This window comes from Pseudonocardia endophytica (assembly GCF_004339565.1).
Classification (GTDB): Bacteria; Actinomycetota; Actinomycetes; order Mycobacteriales; family Pseudonocardiaceae; genus Pseudonocardia; species Pseudonocardia endophytica.
In genome coordinates, this window is sequence record NZ_SMFZ01000001.1 from 359,996 (window position 1) to 386,165 (window position 26,170).

General features: G+C 76.1%; 1 protein-coding gene (only partly in view). It reads right to left on the minus strand.

What is annotated here, in order from left to right:
• Positions 1 to 26,170, minus strand: the 3' portion of a protein-coding gene (locus tag EV378_RS01385; RefSeq protein ID WP_132420945.1) for a type I polyketide synthase. Its footprint extends 2,252 nt past the window's final position; 26,170 of the gene's 28,422 nt are visible here — the last part of the coding sequence; its start codon lies beyond the right edge, outside the window; its stop codon occupies positions 1 to 3.

A 26,170-nucleotide genomic window follows, 5' to 3' on the forward strand; every position in this document is an offset into this window, starting at 1 on the left:
TCACTCGCGCTCCCGGTCGTCGTCGCCGTCGAGGGCGGCGCGGACCAGGTCGTCCACGGACAGGTCGTCAACGGCACGGCCGGCGTCGCCGCCGGAGTCATCGCCGGAGTCGCCGGCGTCCCCGCCGTGCCCGGCGAGCTGCAGCAGCGGCTCCAGCACGCCGATCTCGCGCAGCCGGTCCAGCGGGACCGAGGCCAGTACCGCCCGGATCTCGGCCTCCCGCGGGTCTCCCCCGTCGTCCGGTTCGTCGCCGACGATCTGGTCGACGACGAACCGCGCGACGGCCGCCGGGGTCGGGTGGTCGAACACGAGCGTCGCGGGCAGGCCGAGTCCGGTCGCGGCGCCGAGCTGGTTGCGCAGCTCGACCGCGCCGAGCGAGTCGATGCCGAGGTCGCGGAACGACCGTTCGGCGCCGACGTCGTCGGTGTCCGGGTAGCCGAGCACCTGCGCGGCGCGTGTGCGCACCAGCTCGGTGACCGTGTCCAGCCGCCGGCCGGCCGGCATCGCGGCGAGCCGCTCGGCCATCCCGTCGTCGGAGGCCGCGGGCGCCGACCGGGCCGCGACCAGCTCGTCGTAGCCGGGGAACTCGCGCAGCAGCGCGCTGGGCCGGGCACCGCCGAACGCCTCGGCGAAGCGCTCCAGTGCCACCTCGGCGACGACGGCCGTCGGCGCGGACTCCCGCACGAGCCGCATCAGCGTCTCGACAGCGAGCGCCGGGTCCATCAGCGCGATCCCGGCACGGCGGGCGGCCTCGTCGGCGGCGCCGCCGTCCCCGGCCATGCCGCCGCCGCCCCATGCGCCCCAGGCGATCGACGTCGCCGCCGCGCCGCGGGCCCTGCGCTGCTCGGCCAGCGCGTCCAGCACGGCGTTGGCCGCCGCGTAGTTCGCCTGGCCAGGGTTCCCGACCGCGGAGGCCGCGGACGAGAACAGCACGAACGCGTCCAGGTCCACATCGGACGCGAGCTCGTCGAGCAGCAGCGCGGTGGTCACCTTGGCGTGGAACACGTCCCGGAAGCGTTCCGGGGTGAGCCGCTCCAGGATCCCGTCGTCCAGGACGCCGGCGGCGTGCACGACGCCGGTCAGCGGCCGGTCGTCCGGGATCGCGTCCAGCACGGCGGAGAGCTGCGCTCGGTCGGCGGCGTCGCACGCGGCGACGGTGACGCCGGCGCCGAGCTTCTCCAGTTCCTCGCGCAGCTCGGGTGCGCCGGGCGCGTCCTCGCCGCGGCGCCCGACGAGCACGAGGTGCTGCGCGCCGTCCGTGGCCAGCCGGCGGGCGACGTGGGCACCCAGCGCGCCGGTGCCGCCGGTGACCAGCACGGTGCCGGTCGGGCGCCACGTCTCGGGCGTGCCGCGGGCCGGGGCGGGCACCAGCCTGCGCCCGAACAGCGTGGCGCCGCGGACGGCGACCTGGTCCTCCCCGTCGAGACCGGCGAGCACGGCGGCGAGGCCGGTCGCGGCGCGCGGGTCGGGCTCCTCCGGCAGGTCGACCAGGCCGCCCCAGCGCTGCGGGTACTCCAGCGCCGCGACCCGGCCGAGCCCCCAGATTGCCGCCTGCCGCGGCCGCTGCGGGTGGTCGGTGCCTGAGGTGGAGACGGCGCTGCGGGTGACGCACCACAGGGGGGCGTCGACGCCGGCGTCGCCGAGTGCCTGCAGCAGCACGGTGGTGAGCCCGACGCCGTCCGGCACGTCGCCGCCGGTGGCACTGTCGTCGGTGGCGCTGCCGTCGGTCGCGCTGTCGTCACTTGTGTTGTCGCGCAGGGCGAGCAGCGAGACCACGCCGTCGACGTCGGCGTGTGCGGCCAGCGTCCGGGCCAGCTCCTCGCGGTCCGGCGCTCCGACCTCGACGACCGTGGCGCCGAGCCCGTCGAGCGCCGCGGTCACCCACGGGTCGCCGCCCGCGCCGTCCGGGACGACGGCCAGCCAGTCCGCCTCGGGCGCCGGGCGGGTGGACCCGCTCAGTCGCTTCCAGGCGATCCGGTGCCGCCAGCCCGCCATCTGCGACTCGCCTGCCCGGCGGTCGCGCCAGTCCATCAGCGCGGGCAGCACCTCGGACAAGGCGTCGCCGCCGACGTCGAGCTGGGACTCCAACGTGGAGAAGTCCTCCTGCGCGACGGCGTCCCAGAACGCGGCGTCCACATCGGATCCCACACGGTCGGCGGTGGGCGCCTGACCGGGCACCGCGTCCGGCCAGAACCGGCCGTGCTGGAACGGGTACGTCGGGAGGTCGACACGCCGTGCGGGCGCCGCCCGGAAGTACCGGTCCCACCGCGGGCCGGCACCGAGCACGTGCAGCCGGGCCAGCGCGCCGACCAGCGTCGCGTGCTCCTCGCGGTCACGGCGCAGTACCGGGACCGCGGCCATGTCCGCGGCGCTCTGCGGCACCAGCCCGGACAGGACGGCGTCCGGCCCGAGCTCGACGGCGACGGTGACCCCGCGCCCGGCCAGCGCCCGCACGCCGTCGGCGAACCGGACGGCGCCGCGGACGTGGCGGACCCAGTACTCGGGGTCGCACAGCTCGTCGTCGGCGGCGATCTCGCCGGTCAGGTTGGACACGACCGGGATCCGCGGCGGGTGGTACTCCAGCGTCGCGGCGACGGCGCGGAACTCGTCGAGCATCGGGTCCATCAGCGGCGAGTGGAACGCGTGGCTCACCGACAGCCGCGAGGTCCGCCGCTCCCGGGACCGGAACTCCGACTCGATCCCCGCGACGGCATCCTCGGCCCCGGACACCACGACCGACGACGGCCCGTTCACCGCGGCAACCGACACCCCGCCGGTCAGCAACGGCGTGACCTCGTCCTCGGTCGCCTCCACGGCCATCATCGCGCCACCGGCGGGGAGTGCCTGCATCAGCGACGCCCTGGCCGAGACCAGCCGGGACGCGTCGTGCAGGGACAGCACGCCGGCCACGTGCGCGGCCGCGATCTCGCCGATCGAGTGGCCGCCGACGACGTCCGGCCGCACACCCCAACTCTCGACGAGCCGGTACAGCGCGACCTCGACGGCGAACAGCGCCGGCTGGGTCCACCCGGTCTCGTCGAGCCGGTGGTCGCCCTCCCAGATGATCTCCCGGAGGTCCGGGACGTCGAGGGCGGCGAGCACGGCGTCGAACGCCTCGGCGAACACCGGGTGGCGCTCGTGCAGATCGCGGCCCATCCCGGCCCGCTGGGCGCCCTGCCCGGAGAACAGGACGGCGCTGCGGCCGGACCTCTCCAGGCGGTGCGTCGCGACGTGGGCGGCGGTGTCGCCGTGGGCGATCGCGGTCAGGCCGCCGACGAGGTCGTCGCGACCGGTGGCGGTCACGGCGGCCCGGTGCTCGAACGTCGCACGGGTGGTGGCGAGCGCGCGGGCCAGGTCGGCCGGGTGCTCGTCCGGGTGCCGGTCGAGGTGGTCGAGCAGCCGCTGCGCCTGCTCGCGCAGGGCGTCGGCGGAGCGGGCGGACAGCAGGACCGGGGCGGCACCCTCGTCGGGTGCCCCCGGCTCGTCGGTACCGGCGGGCGCCTGCTCCAGCACGGCGTGCGCGTTCGTGCCGCTCGCACCGAACGAGGAGACGGCGGCGCGGCGCGGGCGCCCGGTCTCCGGCCAGTCGGTGGGCACGGTGAGCAGCGCCGCGCTGCCCGCCGTCCAGTCCACGTGCGACGACGGGTTCTCCGCGTACAGCGAGCGCGGCAGCACGCCGTGCTGCATGGCCAGCACCATCTTGATCACGCCGCCGACGCCGGACGCGGCCTGCGTGTGACCGGTGTTCGACTTCAGCGAGCCGAGCAGCACCGGCCGCTCACGGTCCTGCCCGTAGGTGGCGAGCACGGCCTGCGCCTCGATCGGGTCGCCGAGCGTCGTGCCGGTGCCGTGGGCCTCGACGGCGTCCACCTCGGACGGCTCCAGGCGCGCGTTGGCCAGCGCCTGCCGGATGACGCGTTCCTGCGACGGGCCGTTCGGCGCGGTCAGGCCGTTGGAGGCGCCGTCGGAGTTGATCGCCGAGCCGCGCAGCGTGGCGAGCACGCGGTGGCCGCGGCGGCGCGCGGCGGAGAGCCGTTCGACGACGAGCACGCCGACGCCCTCGGACCAGCCGGTGCCGTTCGCGTCGTCGGAGAATGCGCGACAGCGCCCGTCCGGGGACAGCGCGCCCTGCGCGGTGAACTCGACGAACCCGGTCGGGGTGGCCATCACGGTCACACCGCCCGCCACGGCGATCGAGCACTCCCCCGACCGCAGCGACTGCGCCGCCAGGTGCAGCGCGACCAGCGACGACGAGCACGCCGTGTCCACCGAGACGGTCGGGCCCTGGACGCCGAACGTGTACGCGACACGACCCGACAGCAGGCTCGCGGCCTGGGCGGTGGACCACTGCCCGGCCTCGGCCGGCGGCCGGTAGTCACCGGACCCGCCGCCGACGAACACGCCGTACTCGGCGCTGCCGCGCAGCGTGGTCGGGTCGATCCCGGTGCGCTCCAACGCCTCCCACGTGGTCTCGAGCAGGATCCGCTGCTGCGGGTCCATCACCAGCGCCTCGCGGGGCGAGACGCCGAACGGTGCGGGGTCGAAGTCCGGGGCGTCGTAGAGGAAGCCGCCCTGGCCGGTGGCGCTGCGGCCGGGGCCGTCGGCGGCGAGCGTGTCGAGGTCCCAGCCGCGGTCGTCCGGGAACGCGCCGACGGCGTCGACACCGTCGGCCATCAGCTGCCACAGGTCCTCCGGCGACGCGACGCCACCCGGGTAGCGGCAGGCCATCCCGACGATCACGACGGGGTCGTCGCCGGTGTCCGCGCGAGCCGCCACCGGAGCGGTGGTCGCCCCGGCTCCCCTGTCACCGCCGATCAGCTGGTCGAGCAGGTGCGCGGCGAGCGCGGCCGGGTTCGGGTGGTCGAACACGAGCGTCGCGGACAGCGTCACACCGGTCGCGGCGGTGAGCTGGTTGCGCAGGTCGACGGCCGTGAGCGAGTCGAAGCCGAGGTCGCGGAACGGCAGGTCGCGCTCCAGCGGCTCGTCGGAGGGCAGGCCGAGCACGGCCGCCGCCTTCTCCGTGACGAGCGCGAGCAGGATCGGCTCCCGCTCGGCGTCCGGCTGCTCGGCGAGCCACTGCGCGTACCCGCTGTCGGCAGGCTCCCGGACGGCGTCCCGCTCGGCGGCGGCCGTCGCGGCGCGGGCGTCGGGCAGCGCGTCGAACAGCGACGACGGGTGCAGCGTCGCGAACGTCTCCCACCGCACGTCGGCGACGGTCTCGGCGACGGCTCCGTCGGCGACGGCACCGGCGAGCGCCGTCATCGCGGCGTCCGTGTCGAGCGCCGGCAGGCCGCTGTTGCGCAGGTGCGTGGCGGTCGAGCGGTCGGTCGCCTCCGCCCACGCGCCCCACGCCACGGCCAGCGCCGGGACGCCGCGGTCGCGGCAGCGCCGGGCGACGGCGTCGAGGTAGGCGCCAGCGGCCGCCTCGACCGGCCTGCCCTGCGAGCCCCACGTGGTGGTCATCGAACCGAACAGGACGAACACGTCCAGCTCGCAGCCGTCCACGGCGGCGGCCAGTGCGTCCAGCGGGGCGAGCACCGTCGCGAGATCGGCAGTCTCCTCGTCGAGCGCACCGCCCGCGTAGACGACGGCCGTCGCGGAGCTCACGAGGGCGGCCGGGTCGTCGTCGGAGATCGTGACCGTGGCGCCGAGGCCGTCCAGTTCGGACGTCACGGCGTCCCGGTCGCCCGCGCCGGTCGGCGGGTCGGTCAGCACGACGTGCTCGGCTCCCTCGCGGGCGAGCCACGTCGCGGCGCGACGGCCCAGGTCACCGGTCCCGCCGACGACGAGCACGGTGCCGTGCGGACGCCAGCTGCCGGAGCCCCCGGTCTCGCCGGTCTCGCCGGTCTCGGAGCGGACCAGCCGACGGGCGTACGCCGCGTCGCCCCGGACGGCGAGCTCCGTCTCGCGACCGGCTCCTGCCAGCACGGCGGCGAGCGCCGCGGCGGCGGCTCGATCGGTGGTCGCTGCGCCGTCGGCGCCTGCCTTGACGCCGGACGCCGTGGCGTCGGTGCCGGGCAGGCCGTTGGCCCCGGCGGCGCCGTCGGCGGCAGAATCACCCGCGGCCGGATCGCCGGCGGCAGATCCGGCAGCCGGCAGGTCCACGGTGCCGGCGAACCGGTCCGGGTGCTCCGTCGCGGCGACGCGGGCCAGGCCCCAGAGGGCAGCCTGCCCCGGCACCGGGACGGTGCCGTCCGCCGCGACGGCGCCGCGGGTGACGCACCACAGCGGCGCGTCGATCCCCTGCTCGGCCAGCGCGTCGAGCAGCGGGCCCGGGCGGGCGACCGCGGACGGCAGGGCGCCGGTTCCCGCGGCCAGCAACGAGACGATGCGGCTCGCCACGCCGGTCTCGTCGGCCGAGCCGATCCCGGCGAGGACCGCCAGGTCGTCGTCGACGGTCACGGTGTCCGCGTCCAGCGCGGCGACGACGGCGTCCACCCAGTCCGCACCCTCGTGCGCTGCCGGGACGAGCACCAGCGTGCGCCCCTCCGGAGCGGCGTCCGGTGTGGACGGCGTGGCCAGTGGCGTCCAGGTCTCGTGGTAGCGCCACGACGCCGGTCCCGTGTCCGTCCCGCCCGTGGGCGTGGCGAGCGTGGGCCAGTAGCGCTCGTGCTCGAACGGGTAGGTCGGCAGCTCGACGCGGCGTCCGCCGCCGGTCGCCGCCCAGGCGACCCGGTCCGGGCCGGCGCCGCGCACGTGCAGCGTGGCGAGGCCCTCGGCCAGCGTGGCGGCCTCGGACCGGTCCCGGCGCTGCAGCGCGACGACGACCGGCGCGACGTCGTCGGAGCCGTCGGACAGGGTGTCGAGCGTCTGCAGCGCGGGTGCGGTGAGCGCCGCGTCCGGCCCGATCTCGACGAACGCGGTCGCGCCGTCCTCGTGCAGCGCGCGGACGCCGTCGGCGAACCGGACGGTCCCGCGGACGTGGCGCACCCAGTAGTCGGGGTCGGTCAGCTCGGTGGACGCGAGTGCGCCGGTGAGCGTGGAGACCAGCGGGATGCGCGGCTCGGCGAGTTCCAGCGTCGCGACGACGGCCCGGAACCCGTCGAGCATCGGGTCCATCAGCGGCGAGTGGAACGCGTGGGAGACGGAGAGCCTGCGGCTCCGACGGTCGGCGAACCGGGCCTCGACCGCGGCGACCGCCTCCGCGGCGCCGGACACGACGACCGACCGCGGACCGTTGACGGCGGCGACCGACACGTCGTCGGACAGCAGCGGTGTCACCTCGTCCTCGGTCGCCTCGACGGCGACCATCGCCCCGCCGGTCGGCAGCGCCTGCATCAGGCGCCCCCGGGCCGCGACGAGCGCGCACGCGTCGGGCAGCGACAGCACGCCGGCCACGTGCGCGGCGGCGATCTCGCCGATCGAGTGCCCCGCCACCAGGTCCGGGGTCATGCCCCACGTCTCGAGCAGCCGGAACAGCGCCACCTCGACCGCGAACAGCGCGGGCTGGGTGTACGCGGTCCGGTCGAGCAGCTCCGCGTCGTCGCCCCACAGCACGTCGCGCAGCGGCGCGTCCAGCACGGTGTCGAACCGGGCCAGCACGGCGTCCAGCGCCTCGGCGTAGGCCGGGTGCCGCTCGGCGAGCTCCCGGCCCATCGCGACGCGCTGGGCGCCCTGGCCGGAGAACAGGAACGCGGTGCGCCGCGACGTGCGCGGCGCGACACCGCGGGCGGCCTCCCGCACGCCGTCCGGACCGGCGAGCAGCACGGCGCGCTGGGCGAACGGGCTCCGGCCGGTGGCCAGCGTCGTCGCGACCTCGCGCGCGTCGAGCCCCTCGGTACCGGCGAGCAGCCCGTCGACCTGCTGCTGCAGCGCGCCTGCGGAGCGGGCCGAGACGAGCCACGGCACCTCGCCGGACGGCTCGGCCGCCGGAACGTCCTCGACGGCGGGCGGCTGCTCCACGATCACGTGCGCGTTCGTGCCGCTGACACCGAACGCGGACACACCGGCCCGGCGCGGGTGACCGTTCTGCGGCCACGGGCGCGCGTCGTCGAGCAGCGCGATCGTGCCGTCGCTCCAGTCCACGTGCGACGACGGCGTGCCGACGTGCAGCGTGCGCGGCAGCACCTCGTGCCGCATCGCCATCAGCATCTTGATCACCCCGGCGACACCGGCGGCGGCCTGCGTGTGGCCGATGTTGGACTTGACCGTGCCGACCATCAGCGGCCGCTCGGGATCCCGGTCGCGGCCGTACGTGGCCAGCAGCGCGTGCGCCTCGATCGGGTCGCCGAGCGTCGTGCCGGTGCCGTGGGCCTCGACGGCGTCCACGTCGGACGTCGTCAGGCCCGCGTCGGCGAGCGCCTGCCGGATCACCCGCTGCTGCGACGGGCCGTTCGGTGCGGTCAGCCCGTTGGACGCGCCGTCGGAGTTGACGGCCGTGCCCCCGACGATGCCGTGCACGCGGTGGCCGTTCGCGACGGCGTCGGAGAGCCGCTCCAGCACGAGCATGCCGACGCCCTCGGACCACGCCGTGCCGTCCGCGTCGTCGGAGAACGGCTTGCAGCGCCCGTCCGGGGCGAGACCGCCCTGGGTGGAGAACTCGACGAACGAGTCCGGCCCGGACATCACCGAGACTCCGCCCGCGACGACGAGGTCGCTCTCCCCCACCGCCAGCGCGCGTCGCGCCCAGTGCAGCGCCACCAGCGACGACGAGCACGCCGTGTCGACGGTGACGGCAGGCCCCTCGAGGCCGAGCGTGTAGGCGAGCCGCCCGGACATCACGCTGGCCGAGTTGCCGGTGGCCGCGTAGCCGGACACGTCGTCGGTGCTGCGGCGCAACAGGGTCGCGTAGTCCTGGCCGTTCGTGCCGACGAACACGCCGGTGGTCGAGCCGCGCAGCCCGGACGGGTCGATGCCGGCCCGCTCGAGCGCCTCCCACGTGGTCTCCAGCAGCAGCCGCTGCTGCGGGTCCATCGCGAGCGCCTCGCGCGGGGAGATGCCGAAGAAGCGGGCGTCGAAGTCGGCGACGCCGTCCAGGAAGCCGCCCTCCAGCGTCGCGGACGCACCGGCGCCGAGTGCCGTGAGGTCCCAGCCGCGGTCGTCCGGGAACGGCACGATGCCGTCGCCGCCGGACTCGACGAGCCGCCACAGGTCCTCGGGTGTGCGGACGCCGCCGGGGAGCCGGCAGGCCATGCCGACGACGGCGATCGGGTCGTCGACCACGGCCGTCCGTGCAACCGTCGCGGATCCGGTGTCCGGCAGCGTGCCGAGCAGCTCGGCCAGCAGGTGGTCGCCCATCTCGCGCGGCGTCGGCTGGTCGTAGACGAGCGTGGCGGGCAGCGACAGCCCGGTCGCGGCGTTCAGCGCGTTGCGCAGCTCCAGCACGGTCAGCGAGTCGAAGCCGAGGTCGCGGAACGCGCGGTCGTCCTCCACGGTGCGCGGGTCGGAGATCCCGAGCACGGCCGCGACCTGCGTCCGCACCAGGGCACGGACGGCGGCCGGTCGCTCGTCGGCGGACAGCTCGGCGAGCTGCTGGCGCAGCCCGGTGTCCGCGGTGCTGCCGGTGCTGCCGGACCCGCGCTCGGCGGCGCGGACGACCTCGGGCAGGTCGCCGACGAACGGCATCGGGCGGGCCGCGGCGAAGCCGTTCCGGAACCGCTCCCAGTCGACGTCGGCCACGGTCAGCGTCGTGTCACCGTTCCCGACGGCGCGCAGCAGTGCCCGCACGGCCGGTTCCGGCGTGAGCGGCTCGTAGCCGCCGCGGCGCACCCGGGCGGCGATCTCGGCCGCGTCGGCCGCCATGCCGGAGCCGCCCCACGGGCCCCACGCCACGGCCAGCGCCGGGCGGCCGCCGTCGCGGCGGACCTCGGCCAGGGCGTCCAGGTAGGCGTTGGCGGCCGCGTAGTTGCCCTGCCCGGGTGCGCCGACGACGCCGGCCACCGAGGAGAACAGCACGAACGCGTCGAGATCGGTGTCCTGGGTCAGCTCGTGCAGGTAGTGCGCGGCGATCGTCTTGGCGCGCAGCACGTTGCCGTAGCTCTCCGGGGTGAGCTGGTCGAACACCCTGTCCTCGAGCACGCCGGCGGTGTGGAACACGGCGCGCAACGGGGTGTCGGAGGGGACGTCGTCGAGCAGTGCGGCGAGCGCGTCGCGGTCGGCGACGTCGCACGCGGCGATCGTGACCCGCGCGCCGAGCTCCTCGAGCTCGGCGCGCAGCTCGTCGGCGCCGGGCGCGTCCGGGCCGCGGCGCCCGGCGAGCAGCAGGTGCGCGGCACCGTCGCCGGCCAGGCGGCGCGCGAGATGGCGGCCGATCCCGCCGGTACCACCGGTGATCAGCACGGTGCCCGACGACGCGTCGAACCCGGCGCCCCTGGTCTCGGCGGGAGCCGGGGCGTGGGCGAGACGGCGCAGGAACGTGCCGGAGGCCCGGACCGCCACGCCGTCCTCGCCGTCGGAGCCGGCGAGCGCGGCGCGCAGCCGGCGCCCGGCCTGGGCGTCGAGGGTGTCCGGCAGGTCGACGCAGCCGCCGATCCGCTTGGGCAGCTCCAGCACGGCCGAGCGGATCAGGCCCCAGACGGCGGCCTGGTCCAGGTCGGCGATCCGCTCGGAGCGCCCGATGGCGACGGCGCCGCGGGTCAGGTTCCACAGCGGGGCGTCGATGCCGGCGTCGCCGAGCGCCTGCACGGCGGACGTGGTCAGGGTCAGCGCGGCGGGGACGCCGGGGTGGCCGGCGTCGCCGTCGGCGAGCGGCAGCAGCGAGACGACACCGGTGAGGTCGTCGTCGATCCCGTCGTCGATCTCGGTGATCCGCCGGGCCAGGTCGGCCCGGTCCGATCCGGCGACGGCCAGCCGCACGGTCGCCGCGTCCAGCGCGGCCTCGACGTCGTCGGCCCAGCTGGCGGTCGCGTCGTCCGGCCACTGCGACGGGACGAGCACGAGCCACGTGCCGTCGAGCGTGTCGGCGGGCGCGGAGCCGCTGCGCGGCGTCCAGGTGACGCGGTAGCGCCAGGCGTCCAGCTCGGCCTGCTCGCCGCGGCGGTGCCGCCACGCGCTCAGGGCCGGGACCATCGCCGAGACGACTCCGTCGTCCAGGCCGAGGTCGAGGCTCGCGACGTCGTCGCGCTCAACGGCGGCCCAGAACTCGGCGTCCGCGCCGGTCGGGGCCGTGCCCGTCGGCGCAGCGGCGGCCGTCGTGTCCGGCCAGAACCGCTCGCGCTGGAACGCGTAGGTGGGCAGCGCGATCCGGCGGCCACCGGACCCGGCCAGCAACGCGGCGCGGTCCACGGCGGTGCCGTGCGCGTGGGCTCCGACGACGGCGGCGAGCAGCGTCCGCTCCTCCGGCCGGTCGGCGCGCAAGGCGGGCAGCACGGTGGCCTCGTCGGCGAGCGTCTGCCGGGCCATGCCGGACAGCACGGCGTCCGGGCCGATCTCCAGGAACGTGGTGACGCCGTGCTCGCCGGCCAGGCGCTCGACGCCGTCGGCGAACCGGACGGTGGCGCGGACGTGCTCCACCCAGTACGCGGCGTCGCTGATCGGCCCGGTGCCGCCGGTCGGCACGACCGGGACCGACGGCGCGCGGTAGGTGAGCCCGTTCGCCACCGTGGCGAACGCGTCGAGCATCGGCTCCATCAGCGGCGAGTGGAACGCGTGGCTCACCGACAGCCGGTTCGTGCGCCGCCCGTCCTGTCGGAACCGCGCCTCGATCTCCTCGACGGCGGGCTGCGACCCGGACACGACGACCGACGACGGCCCGTTGACCGCGGCGACCGACACGTCGTCGGACAGCAGGGGTGTGATCTCGTCCTCGGCCGCCTCGACGGCGAGCATCGCGCCGCCGGACGGCAGCGCCTGCATGAGCCGGGCCCTGGCCGCGACGAGCGTGCACGCGTCGTCGAGGTCCAGGACGCCCGCGACGTGCGCGGCCGCGATCTCGCCGATCGAGTGCCCGGCCAGCACGTCGGGCACGACGCCCCACGACTCCAGCAGGCGGAACAGCGAGACCTCGACGGCGAACAGCGCAGGCTGCGCGTAGCCGGTGCGGTCCAGCAACGCGGCCTCGTCCGACTCCGGCTCGGCGAACAGCGCGACGCGCAGCGGCACGGGTCCGACGCCGTTGCCGAGCTCGCCCTCGACGCGGGCCAGCACGTCGTCGAGCGCGTCGGCGAACACCGGGTGGCGGGCGTAGAGCTCGCGGCCCATGCCGGCGCGCTGACTGCCCTGGCCGGTGAACAGGAACGCGGTCCGCCCGCGGCCGGTGGTGCCGCGCACGACGGACGGGTCGGCGCCTCCGTCGCGCAGCGCGGTCAGGCCGCGGACGAGCTCGTCGCGGTCGCCGGCCAGCACGGCGCCGCGGTGCTCGAGCGCGGCACGCGTCGTGGCCAGCGAGAACGCGACGTCGGCGGGGTGTGTGTCCGGCCGGTCGTCGAGCATCCCGAGCAGGTGGGACGCCTGCTCACGCAACGCGACCTCGGTGCGTCCGGACACGAGCACCGGCACGAGCACGTCGTCCGGCTCCGGGGTATCCTCGACGACCTCGACGGTGGGCGCCTGCTCCAGCACGGCGTGCACGTTCGTGCCGCTGATCCCGAACGACGACACGGCGGCGCGGCGCGGGCGACCGGTCTCCGGCCACGGCGTCCGCTCGGTGAGCAGGTCGATCGTGCCGCCCGACCAGTCGACGTGCGTGGACGGCGCGTCGATGTGCAGCGAGGCGGGCACGACCCCGTCCTGCAGCGCCCGCACGAGCTTGATCACGCTGGCGACGCCGGACGCCATCTGGGTGTGGCCGATGTTGGACTTCACGGAGCCGAGCAGCAGCGGCCGCTCCGGGTCACGCTCGGTGCCGTACGTGGCGAACAGCGCCTGGGCCTCGATCGGGTCGCCGAGCGCGGTGCCGGTGCCGTGGCCCTCCAGGACGTCGACGTCGTTCGGGCCGACGCCGGACTCGGCCAGCGCGGCGCGGATCACCCGCTGCTGCGACGGGCCGTTCGGCGCGGTCAGGCCGTTCGACGCGCCGTCGGAGTTGACGGCGGACCCGCGGACGACGGCGAGCACGTCGTGCCCGTTCGCCCGCGCGTCGGACAGGCGCTCCAGCAGCACGACGCCGACGCCCTCGGCGAGCGTCATGCCGTCGGCGCCGTCGGCGTAGGCCTTGCAGCGGCCGTCCTCGGCCAGCGCGCGCTGGCGGCTGAAGCCGACGAACGCCTGCGGGGTGGACATGATGCTGACCCCCGCGGCGATCGCGCGGTCGCTCTCCCCGCCCCGCAGCGACTCGCAGGCCAGGTGCATCGCGACCAGCGACGACGAGCACGCCGTGTCCAGCGTGACGGCCGGGCCCTCGAACCCGAACAGGTAGGACACCCGCCCGGACAGCACGCTCGGCAGCGAGCCGGTGATCAGATGACCCTCCGCGCCGTCCGCGGCCGGGGCGTTCGCCGCGTAGTCCTGGTAGCTGGCACCGACGAACGTGCCGGTGCGGCTGCCGCGCTCGCCGACCGGGTCGATGCCGGCGTGCTCGAACGCCTCCCACGTCGTCTCCAGCAGCAGGCGCTGCTGCGGGTCCATGGACAGTGCCTCGCGGGGGGCGATGCCGAAGAACGCGGGGTCGAAGTCCGCGACGGCGTCCAGGAAGCCGCCCTGCACGGAGTAGGTGTGCCCGGAGCGGTCCGGGTCCGGGTCGTACAGCGCGTCCGCGTCCCAGCCGCGGTCGGCCGGGAAGCCGGAGATCGCGTCGACCTCGTCCAGCGCGACCCGCCACAGGTCGTCGGCGGAGCGCACCCCGCCCGGGTAGCGACAGCTCATGCCGACGACGACGATCGGGTCGTCCTCGACCGCCTTCGTCGCGGCCGGCGTCGCCGAGACCGGGCGCGCGCCTGCCATCTCGCCGTGCACGAACCCGGCGAGCGCGGCGGGCGTCGGGTGGTCGAACACCATCGTCGACGGCAGCGTCAGCCCGGTGACCGACGCGAGCCGGTTCCGGAGCGCGACGGCGGTCAGCGAGTCGAAGCCGACGTCGCGGAACGCCCGCTGGTCGGTGAGGTCGTCGGCCGACGACAGCCCGAGCACGGTCGCGGCCTCGGCGCGGACGGTGTCCAGGATCGTGCGCAGCGCGTCGGCGTCGGACAGCTCGCGCAGCGCGGCGGCGAACTCGCCCTCGGCGACGGTGCCGGCGGTCCGCTCGGCCTCCGCGGTGAGGGCCCGGACGGCGGGCACCTCGTCGTAGAGCGGGGTGGGACGCCCGGAGGTGAACACCGGGTGGTAGGTGGCCCAGTCGACGTCGGCGACCGCGATCACGGTCTCCCGGTCGTCCAGTGCCCGCTTCAGGCCGGCGAGCGCCAGCTGCGGGTCCATGAACTCCAGGCCGCTGCCCCGGATCGCCTCCGGGTCGACGCGGCCGAGCTTCAGGTCGTCGGCCCAGATGCCCCAGGACACGGACGTGGCCGGCAGGCCGCGCGAGCGGCGGTTCTCGGCGAGCGCGGCGAGGTAGGCGTTGCCGGCGACGTAGGCGGCGTGCGCGCCGCTGCCCCACATGCCCGCGGTGGAGGAGAACAGGACGAGATCGACGTCGTCGCCGCAGAGCTCGTCGAGCACCCGGGCGCCGGTGACCTTGGCGTGCAGGACGCGTGCGACGTCGTCCTGTCCGGTGGCGTCCAGTGTGGCCAGCTCGATCGTGGCGGCGGTGTGGATCACCGTCCGGGCCGGGCGGCCCTCGCCGTCGAGGCGCTCCAGCAGGGCCGCGACGGCGTCGCGGTCGGTGACGTCGCAGGCCTCGGCGGCCACCGACGTCCCGGCCCCGGTGATCTCCGCGACGAGCTCGGCCTGTCCGGGCGCGTCGATGCCGCGGCGGGACAGCAGTACGACGTGCTCGGCGCCGCGCTCGGCGAGCCACCGCGCCAGGTGCGGGGCGAGCGTTCCGGAGCCGCCGGTGACGATCGTCGTGCCGGACGGTGTCCAGTCGCGGTCCGGCGTGCCCGCGGGCCCGGCCGTCACCACGCGGCGGACGAACACGCCGTTGGGGCGCAGCGCGAGCTGGTCCTCGGTGTCCAGCGCGCCGGACAGGACGGTGGCGAGCCGGGCGCCCGCCCGGTCGTCGAGCGTCTCGGGCAGGTCGACGGTGCCGCCCCAACGCTGCGGGTGCTCCAGCGCCGCGGTCCAGCCGATGCCGAGCACCTGCGCCTGGACCGGTGCGGTGACCTCGTCGGCGCGCCCGGTGGCCACGGCGCCGCGGGTCAGCGCCCACAGCGGGGCCTCGACGCCGGTGTCTCCCAACGCCTGCACGAGCGCGACGGTCAGCGCGACGCCGGTGACCAGGCCGGTCTGGGGAACCGTCGTGGAGTCGGCCTCGGCGAGCACGGAGACCACACCGGCGACGGCCCCGCCACCACGACTCTCCGAACGAACGGCACCTTCGGGCAATGCCACTGCTCGAAGGTGCCGTTCGTTCGGATCTGGGGTGGGGAGAAGTGCGGTGGCCAGGCGCTCGCTCAGCACGGCGCGGTCGGTGCACGTGTCGTCGAGCTCCACGCGGCGGACGTCGGCGCCGTGCGCGGTCAGCGTGTCGCTCACGTCGGAGTCGTCGACGCCATCGGCCGTGACGAGCAGCCACGTGCCGGACAGCGTGCCCTGCGGCAGTTGCCCGGCCGGGTTCCAGGCGACGCGGTAGCGCCAGGAGTCCACGGTGGTGCGGTCCCTGCGTCCGCGGCGCCAGGACGACAGCGCGGGCAGCACGGCGGCGACGGAGTCCTCGTCGGCCCCGAGCGTCGTGGTCAGCGCCGAGACGTCACCGTCCTCGACGGCGCTCCAGAACGCCTCGTCCTCCGGGTCCGCCGCGGTGGCCGACGCCGACGGCGGCACGGCCCACAGCTGCTCGTGCTGGAACGCGTAGGTCGGCAGGTCGACGGTGGACACACCGGTCCCGTCGAACAGGACGGACCAGTCCACGTCCACGCCGCGGACGAACACCTCGGCCGCGGACAGCAGGAACCGGTCGTAACCACCCTGGTCGCGGCGCAGCGAGCCGCCCGCGACACCGGCGACCCCGGCCGCGTCGACCACGTCCTGCACGGCCATCGACAGCACCGGGTGCGGGCTGGACTCGACGAACGCCCGGTACTCCCCGGTCGCCAGCGCCTCGATCGCCTCGGCGAACCGGACGCGGCCGCGCAGGTTCTCGTACCAGTACGAGGCGTCCATCGTGGACGTGTCCAGCCAGTCACCGGTGACCGTGGAGAACAGCGGCACCTCGGACGCGCGGGGCGAGAGCTCGGCCAGCACGTCGAGCAGCTCGTCGTGGATGTCCTCGACATGGTGCGAGTGCGACGCGTAGTCCACCGGGATGCGCCGCGCCCGGATCTCCTCGGACTCGAACAGGGCGAGCAGCTCGTCCAGCGCGTCCGGCTCGCCGGCCAGCACGGCCGAGCGGGGGCCGTTCACGGCGGCGACCGAGACCCGGCCCTCGTAGCCCTCCAGGCGCGCCTCGGCGTCGTCGACCGGCAGCGCGACGGACATCATCCCGCCGCGCCCGGCCAGTGACCGGGCGATCGCCTGGCTGCGCAGCGCGACCACCCGCGCACCGTCCTGGAGGGACAGTGCCCCGGACACGACGGCGGCGGCGATCTCGCCCTGCGAGTGCCCGACGACGGCGTCCGGCGAGACGCCGTGTGCCTGCCACAGTGCGGCCAGGCCGACCATCACGGCGAACGACGCCGGCTGCACGACGTCCACGCGCTCCGGCGACGGCGCACCGTCGGCGTCGCGCAGCACGTCGATCAGCGACCAGTCGAGGAACCCGGACAGCGCGGTGGCGCACTCGGCGATCCGCGCGGCGAACACCGGCGACTCGTCGAGCAGCCGGGCACCCATGCCGACCCACTGCGACCCCTGCCCGGGGAACACGAAGACGGTCCGGCCGTCGACGTCCGCGACGCCGCGGGCGACCTCGGCGGACGGGCCGTCCGCGGCCACCGCCTGCAGTGCCTCCAGAGGGTCGGACCCGACCGGCGGCACGACGACGGCGCGGTGCTCGAACGGCTCACGCGTCGTGACCAGCGAGAACCCGACGTCGAGCGGTGAAGGCTCGCGCTCGGCGACGTGGGCGAGCAGGCGCTCGGCCTGCCCGCGCAGCGCGGCGGAGCTGCGAGCGGACAGCACCCACGGCACGACGGCGTCCGGTCGCTGCGCCCCGGCCGGGCCGGACAGCCCGGCGTCCGGCAGCTCGGCACCCGACGGCTCCGCGCCGGACAGCTCGGCGGGCGACGGCTCGGCGTTCACCGGCGCGTCGGCCGGCCGGTCCGTGAACGGCGCGCCGGCCGGCTCCGCGGCGACCGGCGCCTGCTCCAGGAGCGTGTGCGCGTTCGTGCCGCTGATCCCGAACGACGACACGGCGGCCCGGCGCGGGCGACCGGTCTCCGGCCAGGTGGTCTGCTCGCCGAGCAGCCGCACGGACCCGGTCGACCAGTCCACGTGCGACGACGGCTCGTCGGCGTGCAGCGTGCGCGGCAGCACCCCGTGCCGCAGCGCCATCACCATCTTGATCACCGACGCGACGCCGGCCGCGGACTGCGTGTGCCCGATGTTCGACTTCACCGAGCCCAGCAGCAGCGCCTGCGACGGGTCGCGGTCGCGCCCGTAGGTGCTCTGCAGCGCCTGCGCCTCGATCGGGTCGCCGAGCGGGGTGCCGGTGCCGTGCGCCTCCAGCGCGTCGACGTCGCCGGGCTCGAGCCGGGCGTTGGCCAGCGCCTGGCGGATGACGCGCTGCTGCGACGGGCCGTTCGGCGCCGTCAGGCCGTTCGAGGCACCGTCCTGGTTGATCGCGGAGCCGCGGATCACGGCCAGCACGGGGTGGCCGTTGCGCTGCGCGTCGGAGAGCCGCTCGACGAGCACGACGCCGACGCCCTCGGCGAGCGTCATGCCGTCGGCGTCGTCGGAGAACGCCTTGCAGCGGCCGTCGCGGGCCAGCGCCCTCTGGCGGCTGAACGCGACGAACGGGTTCGGCGTCGTCATGATCGTCGCGCCGCCGGCGACAGCCATCGTGCTCTCGCCGCTCAGCAGCGACCGGCAGGCCAGGTGCAGCGCGACCAGCGACGACGAGCACGCCGTGTCGACCGTGACGGCCGGGCCCTCCAGGCCGAACACGTAGGCCAGCCGCCCGGACAGCACGCTCGGGCTGGATCCGGTGACCATGTGGCCCTCGGAGCCCTCTCCGCCGCCGAGGCCGTACTCCTGGTAGCTGGAGCCGACGAACGTGCCGGTCAGGCTGCCGCGCACGGAGTCCGGCCGGATCCCGGCCCGCTCGAACGACTCCCACGTGGTCTCCAGCAGCAGCCGCTGCTGCGGGTCCATGACCAGGGCCTCGCGTGGCGAGATGCCGAAGAACGCCGGGTCGAACTCGTCGGCGGTGTGCAGGAAGCCGCCCTGGGTGGAGTAGGTGGTGCCGGGCTTGTCCGCGTCCCGGTCGAACAGCGACGCCGTGTTCCAGCCGCGGTTGACCGGGAAGTCGGAGATCGCGTCGGTGCCGGACGCGACGAGGTCCCACAGCGCCTCGGGCGAGGAGACGCCGCCGGGGAACCGGCAGGCCATGCCGATGATCGCGATCGGCTCGTCGTCTCCCGTGCCGGTGGCGACCGGGGCGTTCACGTCGATGGCGCTGCCGAGGATCTCGGCGCGCAGGTACTGCGCGAGCGCGGCGGGCGTCGGGTGGTCGAACACGATCGTCGACGGCAGCGGCAGGCCGGTGGCGGCGGACAGCCGCTGGCGCAGCTCGACGCCGGTCAGCGAGTCGAACCCGAGGTCGGAGAACGCGCGGGTCTCGCCGACGGCGTCGGCCGAGGCGTGCCCGAGCACGGTCGCGGCCTCGGTGCGGACGAGCTCGCCGAGCATCCGGAGCTGCTCCGGCTCCTCCATCGAGCGGACCCGGGTGACGATCTCGGAGGCGTCCACGTCCGGCTCGGCCGCGGCGAGCGCGCGGACCTCGGGCAGGTCGCCGAGCAGCGCGCTGGGCCGGGCGGACGTGAACAGCGGCGCGTAGCGGGTCCAGTCGACGTCGGCGACGGTCACGGCGACGTCCTGGTCGACGACGGCGCGGCGCAGCTCGGCCATCGCCGGTTCCGGGTCGAGCAGGCCGAGACCCTGACGCTGCATCGACTCGGCGAAGCCGCCCTCGGCGGCCATCCCGGCGCCGTCCCACGGTCCGAACGCGACGGACGTGCCCGCGAGGCCACGGGCGCGGCGCGCGGCGGCGAGCGCGTCGAGGTAGGCGTTGGCGGCGCCGTAGGCGCTCTGGCCGCCGCTCCCCCACACGCCGGCGATGGAGCCGAACAGCACGAACAGGTCCAGCTCGCGGTCGCCGAGCAGCGCGTCCAGGTGTGCGGCGCCGGCGGTCTTCGCGGCGGCGCGCTCGGCGAACCCGGCGACGTCGAGGTCGTCGAGCGCGTCGTAGTGCGCGACGCCCGCCGTGTGCACGACGCCGGTCAGGTCGTCGGGCAACCCGTCGAGCACGGCCGCGACGGCGTCGCGGTCGGTGACGTCGCAGGCCTCGATCGCGACGGACGCGCCGAGGTCGACGAGCTCGTCGCGCAGCTCGGCCGCGCCGGGGGCGTCGGCGCCGCGGCGGCTGGTCAGGACGAGGTGCCGGGCGCCGGAGCGGGCCAGCCAGCGGGCGACCTCGGCGCCGAGTCCGCCGGTCCCTCCGGTGACCAGCACCGTGCCGGACGCGGTGAACGTGTCCGGGAGCGCGTCGACGGGGTGCCGGACGAGGCGGCGGCCGTGCACGCCGTCGGTGCGCAGCGCGACCTGGTCCTCCCCGTCGGGCACGTCCCTGTCGGCGAGGACCCCGGCCAGGCGCTGCCCGGTCCGCCCGTCGAGCTCGGGCGGCAGGTCGACCAGGCCGCCCCAGCGCCGCGGGTGCTCCAGGGCGACGGTGCGCCCCAGGCCCCACGCGGTGGCCTGCAGCGGGTTGGTCAGCGGGTCACCTGCGCCGACGGTGACGGCGCCGCGGGTGGCGGTCCACAGTCGGGCGTCGGACCCGTTGTCGGACAGGGCCTGCACGAGCGCGACGGTCAGCGCGGTCCCGCGGGTCAGTGCCTCTGCGCCCGGTTCGGGGCGCTCGTCCAGCGGCAGGAGCGACAGCACGTTGCCGGCGAGACCGACTGCGGCGGCGCCGCCATCCGCAGCGGCATCGCGGTCGGCGTCAGTGGTGGCGCCGTCCCCGTCGGCGGTGGTGTCGGCGGCAGCGATCCGCGACGCGACGGTGGCACGGTCGACGCAGGTGTCGTCCAGGACGAGTCGCCGGACACGGGCACCGTGCGCCCCGAGCATCTCGGCGAGGGCGTCGACGAGGTCGGTGTCGATCGCGTCCGTGCTGACCAGCGTCCAGGTGCCGTCCAGCACCGGGGCGGCGGGCCGGGACAGGCGCGTCCACTCGACGCGGTAGCGCAGCGTGTCCAGCAGCGACTTCTCGCGGTTGCCGCGGCGCCACGACGCGAGCGCGGGCATCAGCGTGTCCAGCGGTGTGATGTCGTGGCTGCCGAGGCCGAGGATCCCGGCCAGCTCGCCGGCGTCGCCGCGCTCCACGGCGGCCCACAGTCGCTGGTCGGCCGGGTCGGCGGCGCCGCCCGCGGACGGGGCGGGCAGCTGCGGCCAGTAGTGCTCGTGCTGGAACGCGTACGTCGGCAGCGCGACGCGGCGGGCGCCGGTCCCGGCGAGGAGGGCGGTCCAGTCCAGGTCGATGCCGTGCACCTGCAGGCGCGCGGCGGCCGTTGCGGCGGCCGTCTCCTCGGGACGGTCGGCGCGCAGGAACGGGACGAGCAGCGCGTCGTCGTCGCCCAGCGTCTCCTGCGCCATCGTGGTGAGCGGCCCGTCAGGGCCCAGCTCCAGGAACGTGGTGGTCCCGTTGTCGCGCAACGTCTGCACGCAGTCCGCGAACCGGACGGCCTCGCGGACGTGGCGGACCCAGTACTCGGGGTCGCGCAGCTCGTCGGCGGCGCGACCGCCGGTCAGGTTCGAGACGACCGGGATCGACGGCTCGGAGAACGTCAGGTCCGTGACGACGGCGCGGAACGCGTCGAGCATCGGGTCCATCAGCGGCGAGTGGAACGCGTGCGAGACCGGGAGCCTGCGCGTCCGACGGTCGGCGAACCGCGACTCGATCGCCGCGACGGCGTCCTCGGAGCCGGACACGACGACCGACGACGGGCTGTTCACCGCCGCGACCGCGACGTCGTCGGTCAGGTGCGGGGTGACCTCGTCCTCGGCCGCGTTCACGGCGAGCATCGCGCCCCCGGCCGGGAGCGCGTCCATCAGCGACGCGCGGGCGGCGACCAGGCGGCAGGCGTCGGGCAGCGACAGCACACCCGCGACGTGCGCGGCGGTGATCTCGCCGATCGAGTGCCCTGCGACGGCGTCGGCGCGCACGCCCCAGCTGCGCACGAGCGCGAACAGCGCGATCTCGAGCGCGAACAGGGCGGGCTGCGTCCAGCCGGTGCGGTCGAGGAGCTCGGTGTCGGAGTCCCACATCACGTCGCGCAGCGGGCGGTCCAGGTGCGGATCCATCTCGGCGCAGACCTCGTCGAACGCCTCGGCGAACACCGGCCAGGCCGCGTACAGCTCGCGCCCCATCCCGGCCCGCTGGCTGCCCTGCCCGGAGAACAGGACGGCGGTCCGGCCGCGACCGGCGGCCTCGCCGTCGACGACGTGCGGGTCGGGACGCCCCGCGGCGAGCGCGGTCAGCGAGGCGAGCAGCCCGTCGCGGCCGGCGGCGAGCACGGCGGCCCGCTGCTCGAACCGGGCACGGGTGGTGGCCAGCGAGTGGGCCAGGTCGACGACGGAGGTGTCCGGGCGCTCACGCAGGTCGGCGAGCAGCCGGGCGGCCTGGGCGCGCAGCGCGGTGCCGGTGCGGCCGCTGAGCAGCAGCGGCACGACGGCCGGGGTGCGCTCCGGCTCGTCCGTGGCGGGGGCCGGGGCGGCGGGCCCCTGCTCCAGCACGGTGTGCACGTTCGTGCCGCTGATCCCGAACGACGACACGGCGGCGCGGCGCGGCCGCCCGCCGGTCTCCGGCCATTCGGCGGCGTCGGACAGCAGCGCGACGGCGCCGTCGGTCCAGTCCACGTGCGACGACGGGGTGCCCGCGTGCAGCGTGCGGGGCAGCGCCCCGTGCCGCATCGCCTGCACCATCTTGATCACGCCGGCCACACCGGCGGCGGCCTGGGTGTGGCCGATGTTCGACTTCAGCGACCCGAGCCGCAGCGGGCGCTCCGGGTCGCGGTCGCGCCCGTACGTCGCGAGCAGCGCCTGGGCCTCGATCGGGTCGCCCAGCGAGGTGCCGGTGCCGTGCGCCTCGACGGCGTCCACGTCGTCGGTGGACAGGCCGGCGGACGCCAGCGCCTGGCGGATCACCCGCTGCTGCGACGGGCCGTTCGGCGCGGTCAGGCCGTTGGACGCGCCGTCCTGGTTGACCGCGGAGCCGCGGACGACGGCCAGGATCTCGTGGCCGTGGCGGCGGGCGTCCGACTCGCGCTCCAGCACGAGCATGCCGACGCCCTCGGACCAGCCGACGCCGTCCGCGTCGTCGGAGAACGCCTTGCAGCGCCCGTCCGGGGACAGGCCGCGCTGGCGGGCGAAGTCGACGAACGCCGACGGCGTGGACATGACCGTGACGCCGCCGGCCAGCGCGAGCGAGCACTCACCCGAGCGCAGCGCCTGCATCGCCCAGTGCATCGCCACCAGCGACGACGAGCACGCCGTGTCCACCGTGACCGCGGGGCCCTCGAGCCCGAGCGTGTAGGCGACGCGGCCGGACGCGACGCTCGGCGAGCTGCCGACGCCCTGGAAGCCCTCGAACTCACCGGTCGCGAGCACGCCGCTGTAGTCGGAGTACATGACGCCGGCGAACACGCCGGTGCTGCTGCCGCGCAACGACGTCGGGTCGATCCCGGCGCGCTCGACGGCCTCCCACGACGACTCCAGCAGGAGCCGCTGCTGGGAGTCGGTGGCCAGCGCCTCGCGCGGGCTCATCCCGAAGAAGCCGGGGTCGAACTCGCCGGCGTCGTGCAGGAACCCGCCGGACCGGGTGTACGACGTGCCGGGGTGGTCCGGGTCGGCGTGGTAGAGCGCGTCCAGGTCCCAGTTCCGGTTCGTCGGGAAGCCGGTGATCGCGTCGGTACCGTCGGTGACCAGGCGCCACAGGTCCTCCGGCGAGGACACGCCGCCCGGGTACCGGCAGGCCATGCCGACGATCACGATCGGGTCGTCGGCGACGGCAGCGGCCGCCGTCGTGGTGATCACGTCGTCGGTGCCGAGCAGCTCGTCGAGCACGTGGGTCGCGAGGTCGCGGACGGTGGGGTGGTCGAACACGAGCGTGGCGGGCAGCCGCAGGCCGGTCGCGGCGCCGAGCCGGTTGCGCAGCTCGACGGCGGTCAGCGAGTCGAACCCGAGGTCGCGGAACGCGCGGCCGGCGTCGACGTCGTTCGCCCCGCCGTGGCCGAGCACGAGCGCGACCTGGCCGCGGACGAGGTCGAGCACCGTCTCCTCGCGGCTCTCGGCGTCCAGGCGGGACAGGCGCTGGGCCAGGCCACCGGCCGTCGCGGACCCGGTCGCGGCCGTGCGACGGGCCCGGGTGCGGATCAGCGAGCGCAGCAGCGGCGGGACGTCGCCCTGCGCGCGCAGCACGGACAGGTCGAGGCGGGCCGTGACGAGCGCGGGGTCGTCCGGTGTGGACAGTGCGGCGTCGAGCAGCGCGAGCCCCTGCTCGACGGGCAGTGCGGGCGTGCCGGCGCGGGCCATCCGGGCCAGGTCGTCGTCGGAGACCTCGCCGGTCATGCCGCCGGCCTGCTCCCACGGGCCCCAGGCCAGCGACAGGCCGGGCAGCCCGGCCGCGCGGCGGTGCGCGGCGAGCGCGTCCAGGAACGCGTTGCCCGCCGCGTAGTTCGCCTGGCCGGGGCTGCCGACGACACCGGCCAGCGAGGAGAACAGCACGAACGCGGACAGCTCCAGCCCGGCCGCGTCGGCGGCGGCGTGCAGGTTCCAGGCCGCGTCGGCCTTGGGGCGCAGCACCGTCGCCAGCCGCTCCGGCGTCAGGGAGGCGACCATGCCGTCGTCGAGCACGCCCGCCGCGTGCACCACGGCGGACACCCGGTGGGCGGCCAGCAGCGCGTCGACGGCGTCCCGGTCGGTGACGTCGCATGCCGCGATCTGGACGTGCGCACCGGCCGAGGTCAGCTCGGCCGCGAGCTCGGAGGCCCCCTCCGCCTCCGAGCCGCGCCTGCTCACCAGCAGCAGGTCCGCCACCCCGTGTGCCGCGACGAGGTGCCGGGCCACGACGGCGCCCAGGCCGCCGGTGCCGCCGGTGACGAGCACCGCATCCGCGCCGAACGACGGCGTGCCCACCGTGTCCGGCGCGGTGCGGCGCACGAGCCGCGCGGCGCGCAGCCCGTCGCCGACGACGGCGAGCTGCGGCTCGTCGCCGGTCAGTGCGGCGTGGGGCGGGAGGTCCGCACCCGGCTCGAGGTCGAGGAGCACGAACCGGCCAGGGTTCTCCGACTGCGCGGACCGCACGAGCCCCCACACGGCGGCGGCCGCCGGGCTCTGCCCGGTGGTGGCGCCGCGGGTGACGAGCACGAGCCGGGAGCCGTCGAGGTCGGCCTCCAGCCATGTCCGGACGGCGTCGAGTGCCTGCGCGGCAAGCACATGAGCGCCCTCGGAGCCGCTCGAGCCCTCCGGACCGGACGGCTCGACCACCACGAGGGCCGGCACCGCGTCCGCGGCGAGCACCGACGCCAGGTCCCCGTCGCCGACGACCGCGACCGACTCCGGCTCCGGACCGGACGGCGTGACCGGTATCCACTCCAGACCGAACAGGGCGTCCCGCAGGACGTCCTGCGTGGTGTCCGGCGCGGCGACGGCGCGCAGCACGAGCGAGTCGACGGACAGCACCGGTGCCCCGGTCCCGTCCGCGACGGAGACGGCGAGCGCGTCGTCGGCGACCGGCGCGAGCCGGACCCGCAGGGCACCCGCGCCGCTCGCGTGCAGCGTGACGCCCTCCCAGGAGAACGGCACTCCCCCGCGCGCCTGCTCGCCGAGGTCGACGAACCCGGCGGCGTGCAGCGCCGCGTCCAGCGCGGCCGGATGCAGGTCGAACGACGCGGCGTCCCCGGCCGCGACGTCCGGCAGCTCGATCTCGGCGTACACGGCGCCGTCGGCGCCTGCGGAACGCCACGCCGCGGTCAGGCCGCGGAACGCGGGGCCGTAGGCGAACCCGGCGTCGGCGAGCCGGTCGTAGACGTCGTCGACGGCGATCGGCTCGGCGCCCGCGGGCGGCCACCCGGTCGCGTCGTACCCCTCGGCGGACGTGTCGGGGGCGAGCACACCGGTGGCGTGCGGCGTCCAGGGCTCGTCGCCGTCCGCGTCGTCGATGCCGCTGTCCGGTCGCGCGTGGACGGTCAGCGCGCGGCGGCCGTCGGCGTCCGGGGCGCCGATCCCCAGCTGGACCTGCACGCCGCCGTCCTCCGGCAGCACGAGCGGGGCGGCCAGCGTGAGGTCCTCGACGCGGTCGCAGCCGACCTCGTCGCCGGCCCGGACGGCCAGCTCCAGGAACGCGGTGCCGGGCAGCAGGGTCGTGCCGCGCACGACGTGGTCGGCCAGCCACGGGTGGGTCTGCCGGGACAGGCGGCCGGTGAGCAGCGCGCCGTCGGAGTCGGCGAGCGAGACGGCGGCGGACAGCAGCGGGTGGCGGGCCGCGCCGAGACCGGCCGAGCGCAGGTCGGACGTGCTGCTCGCCGCGGCGCGCGGCCAGAACCGGCGGCGGCGGAACGCGTAGGTGGGCAGCGCGACGCGGGTGGCGCCGGTGCCGTCGAACCAGCGGGCCCAGTCGACGGCGACACCGCGGACGTGCAGCGCGGCCAGCGCGGCGGCGAGCGTGTGCTCCTCCGGGCGGTCGGCGCGCAGCGCCGGGACGGCCGGCGCGTCGGACCCGGTGGCGTCCAGGCACTCCCGGGCCATCGCGGACAGCGCGGCGTCCGGGCCGAGCTCCAGGAACGCGGTGACGTCGTGGCGGACGAGACGGTCGACGCCGTCGGCGAAGCGCACGGCGCGCCGGACGTGCTCGACCCAGTAGCCGGCGGACGTGAGCTGGTCGACGGTCGCCGGCTCCCCGGTGACGTCGGAGACGATCGGCAGCAGCGGTGCGTGCAGGTCGAGGGTCGCGACGACGCCGCGGAACTCGTCGAGCATCGGCTCCATC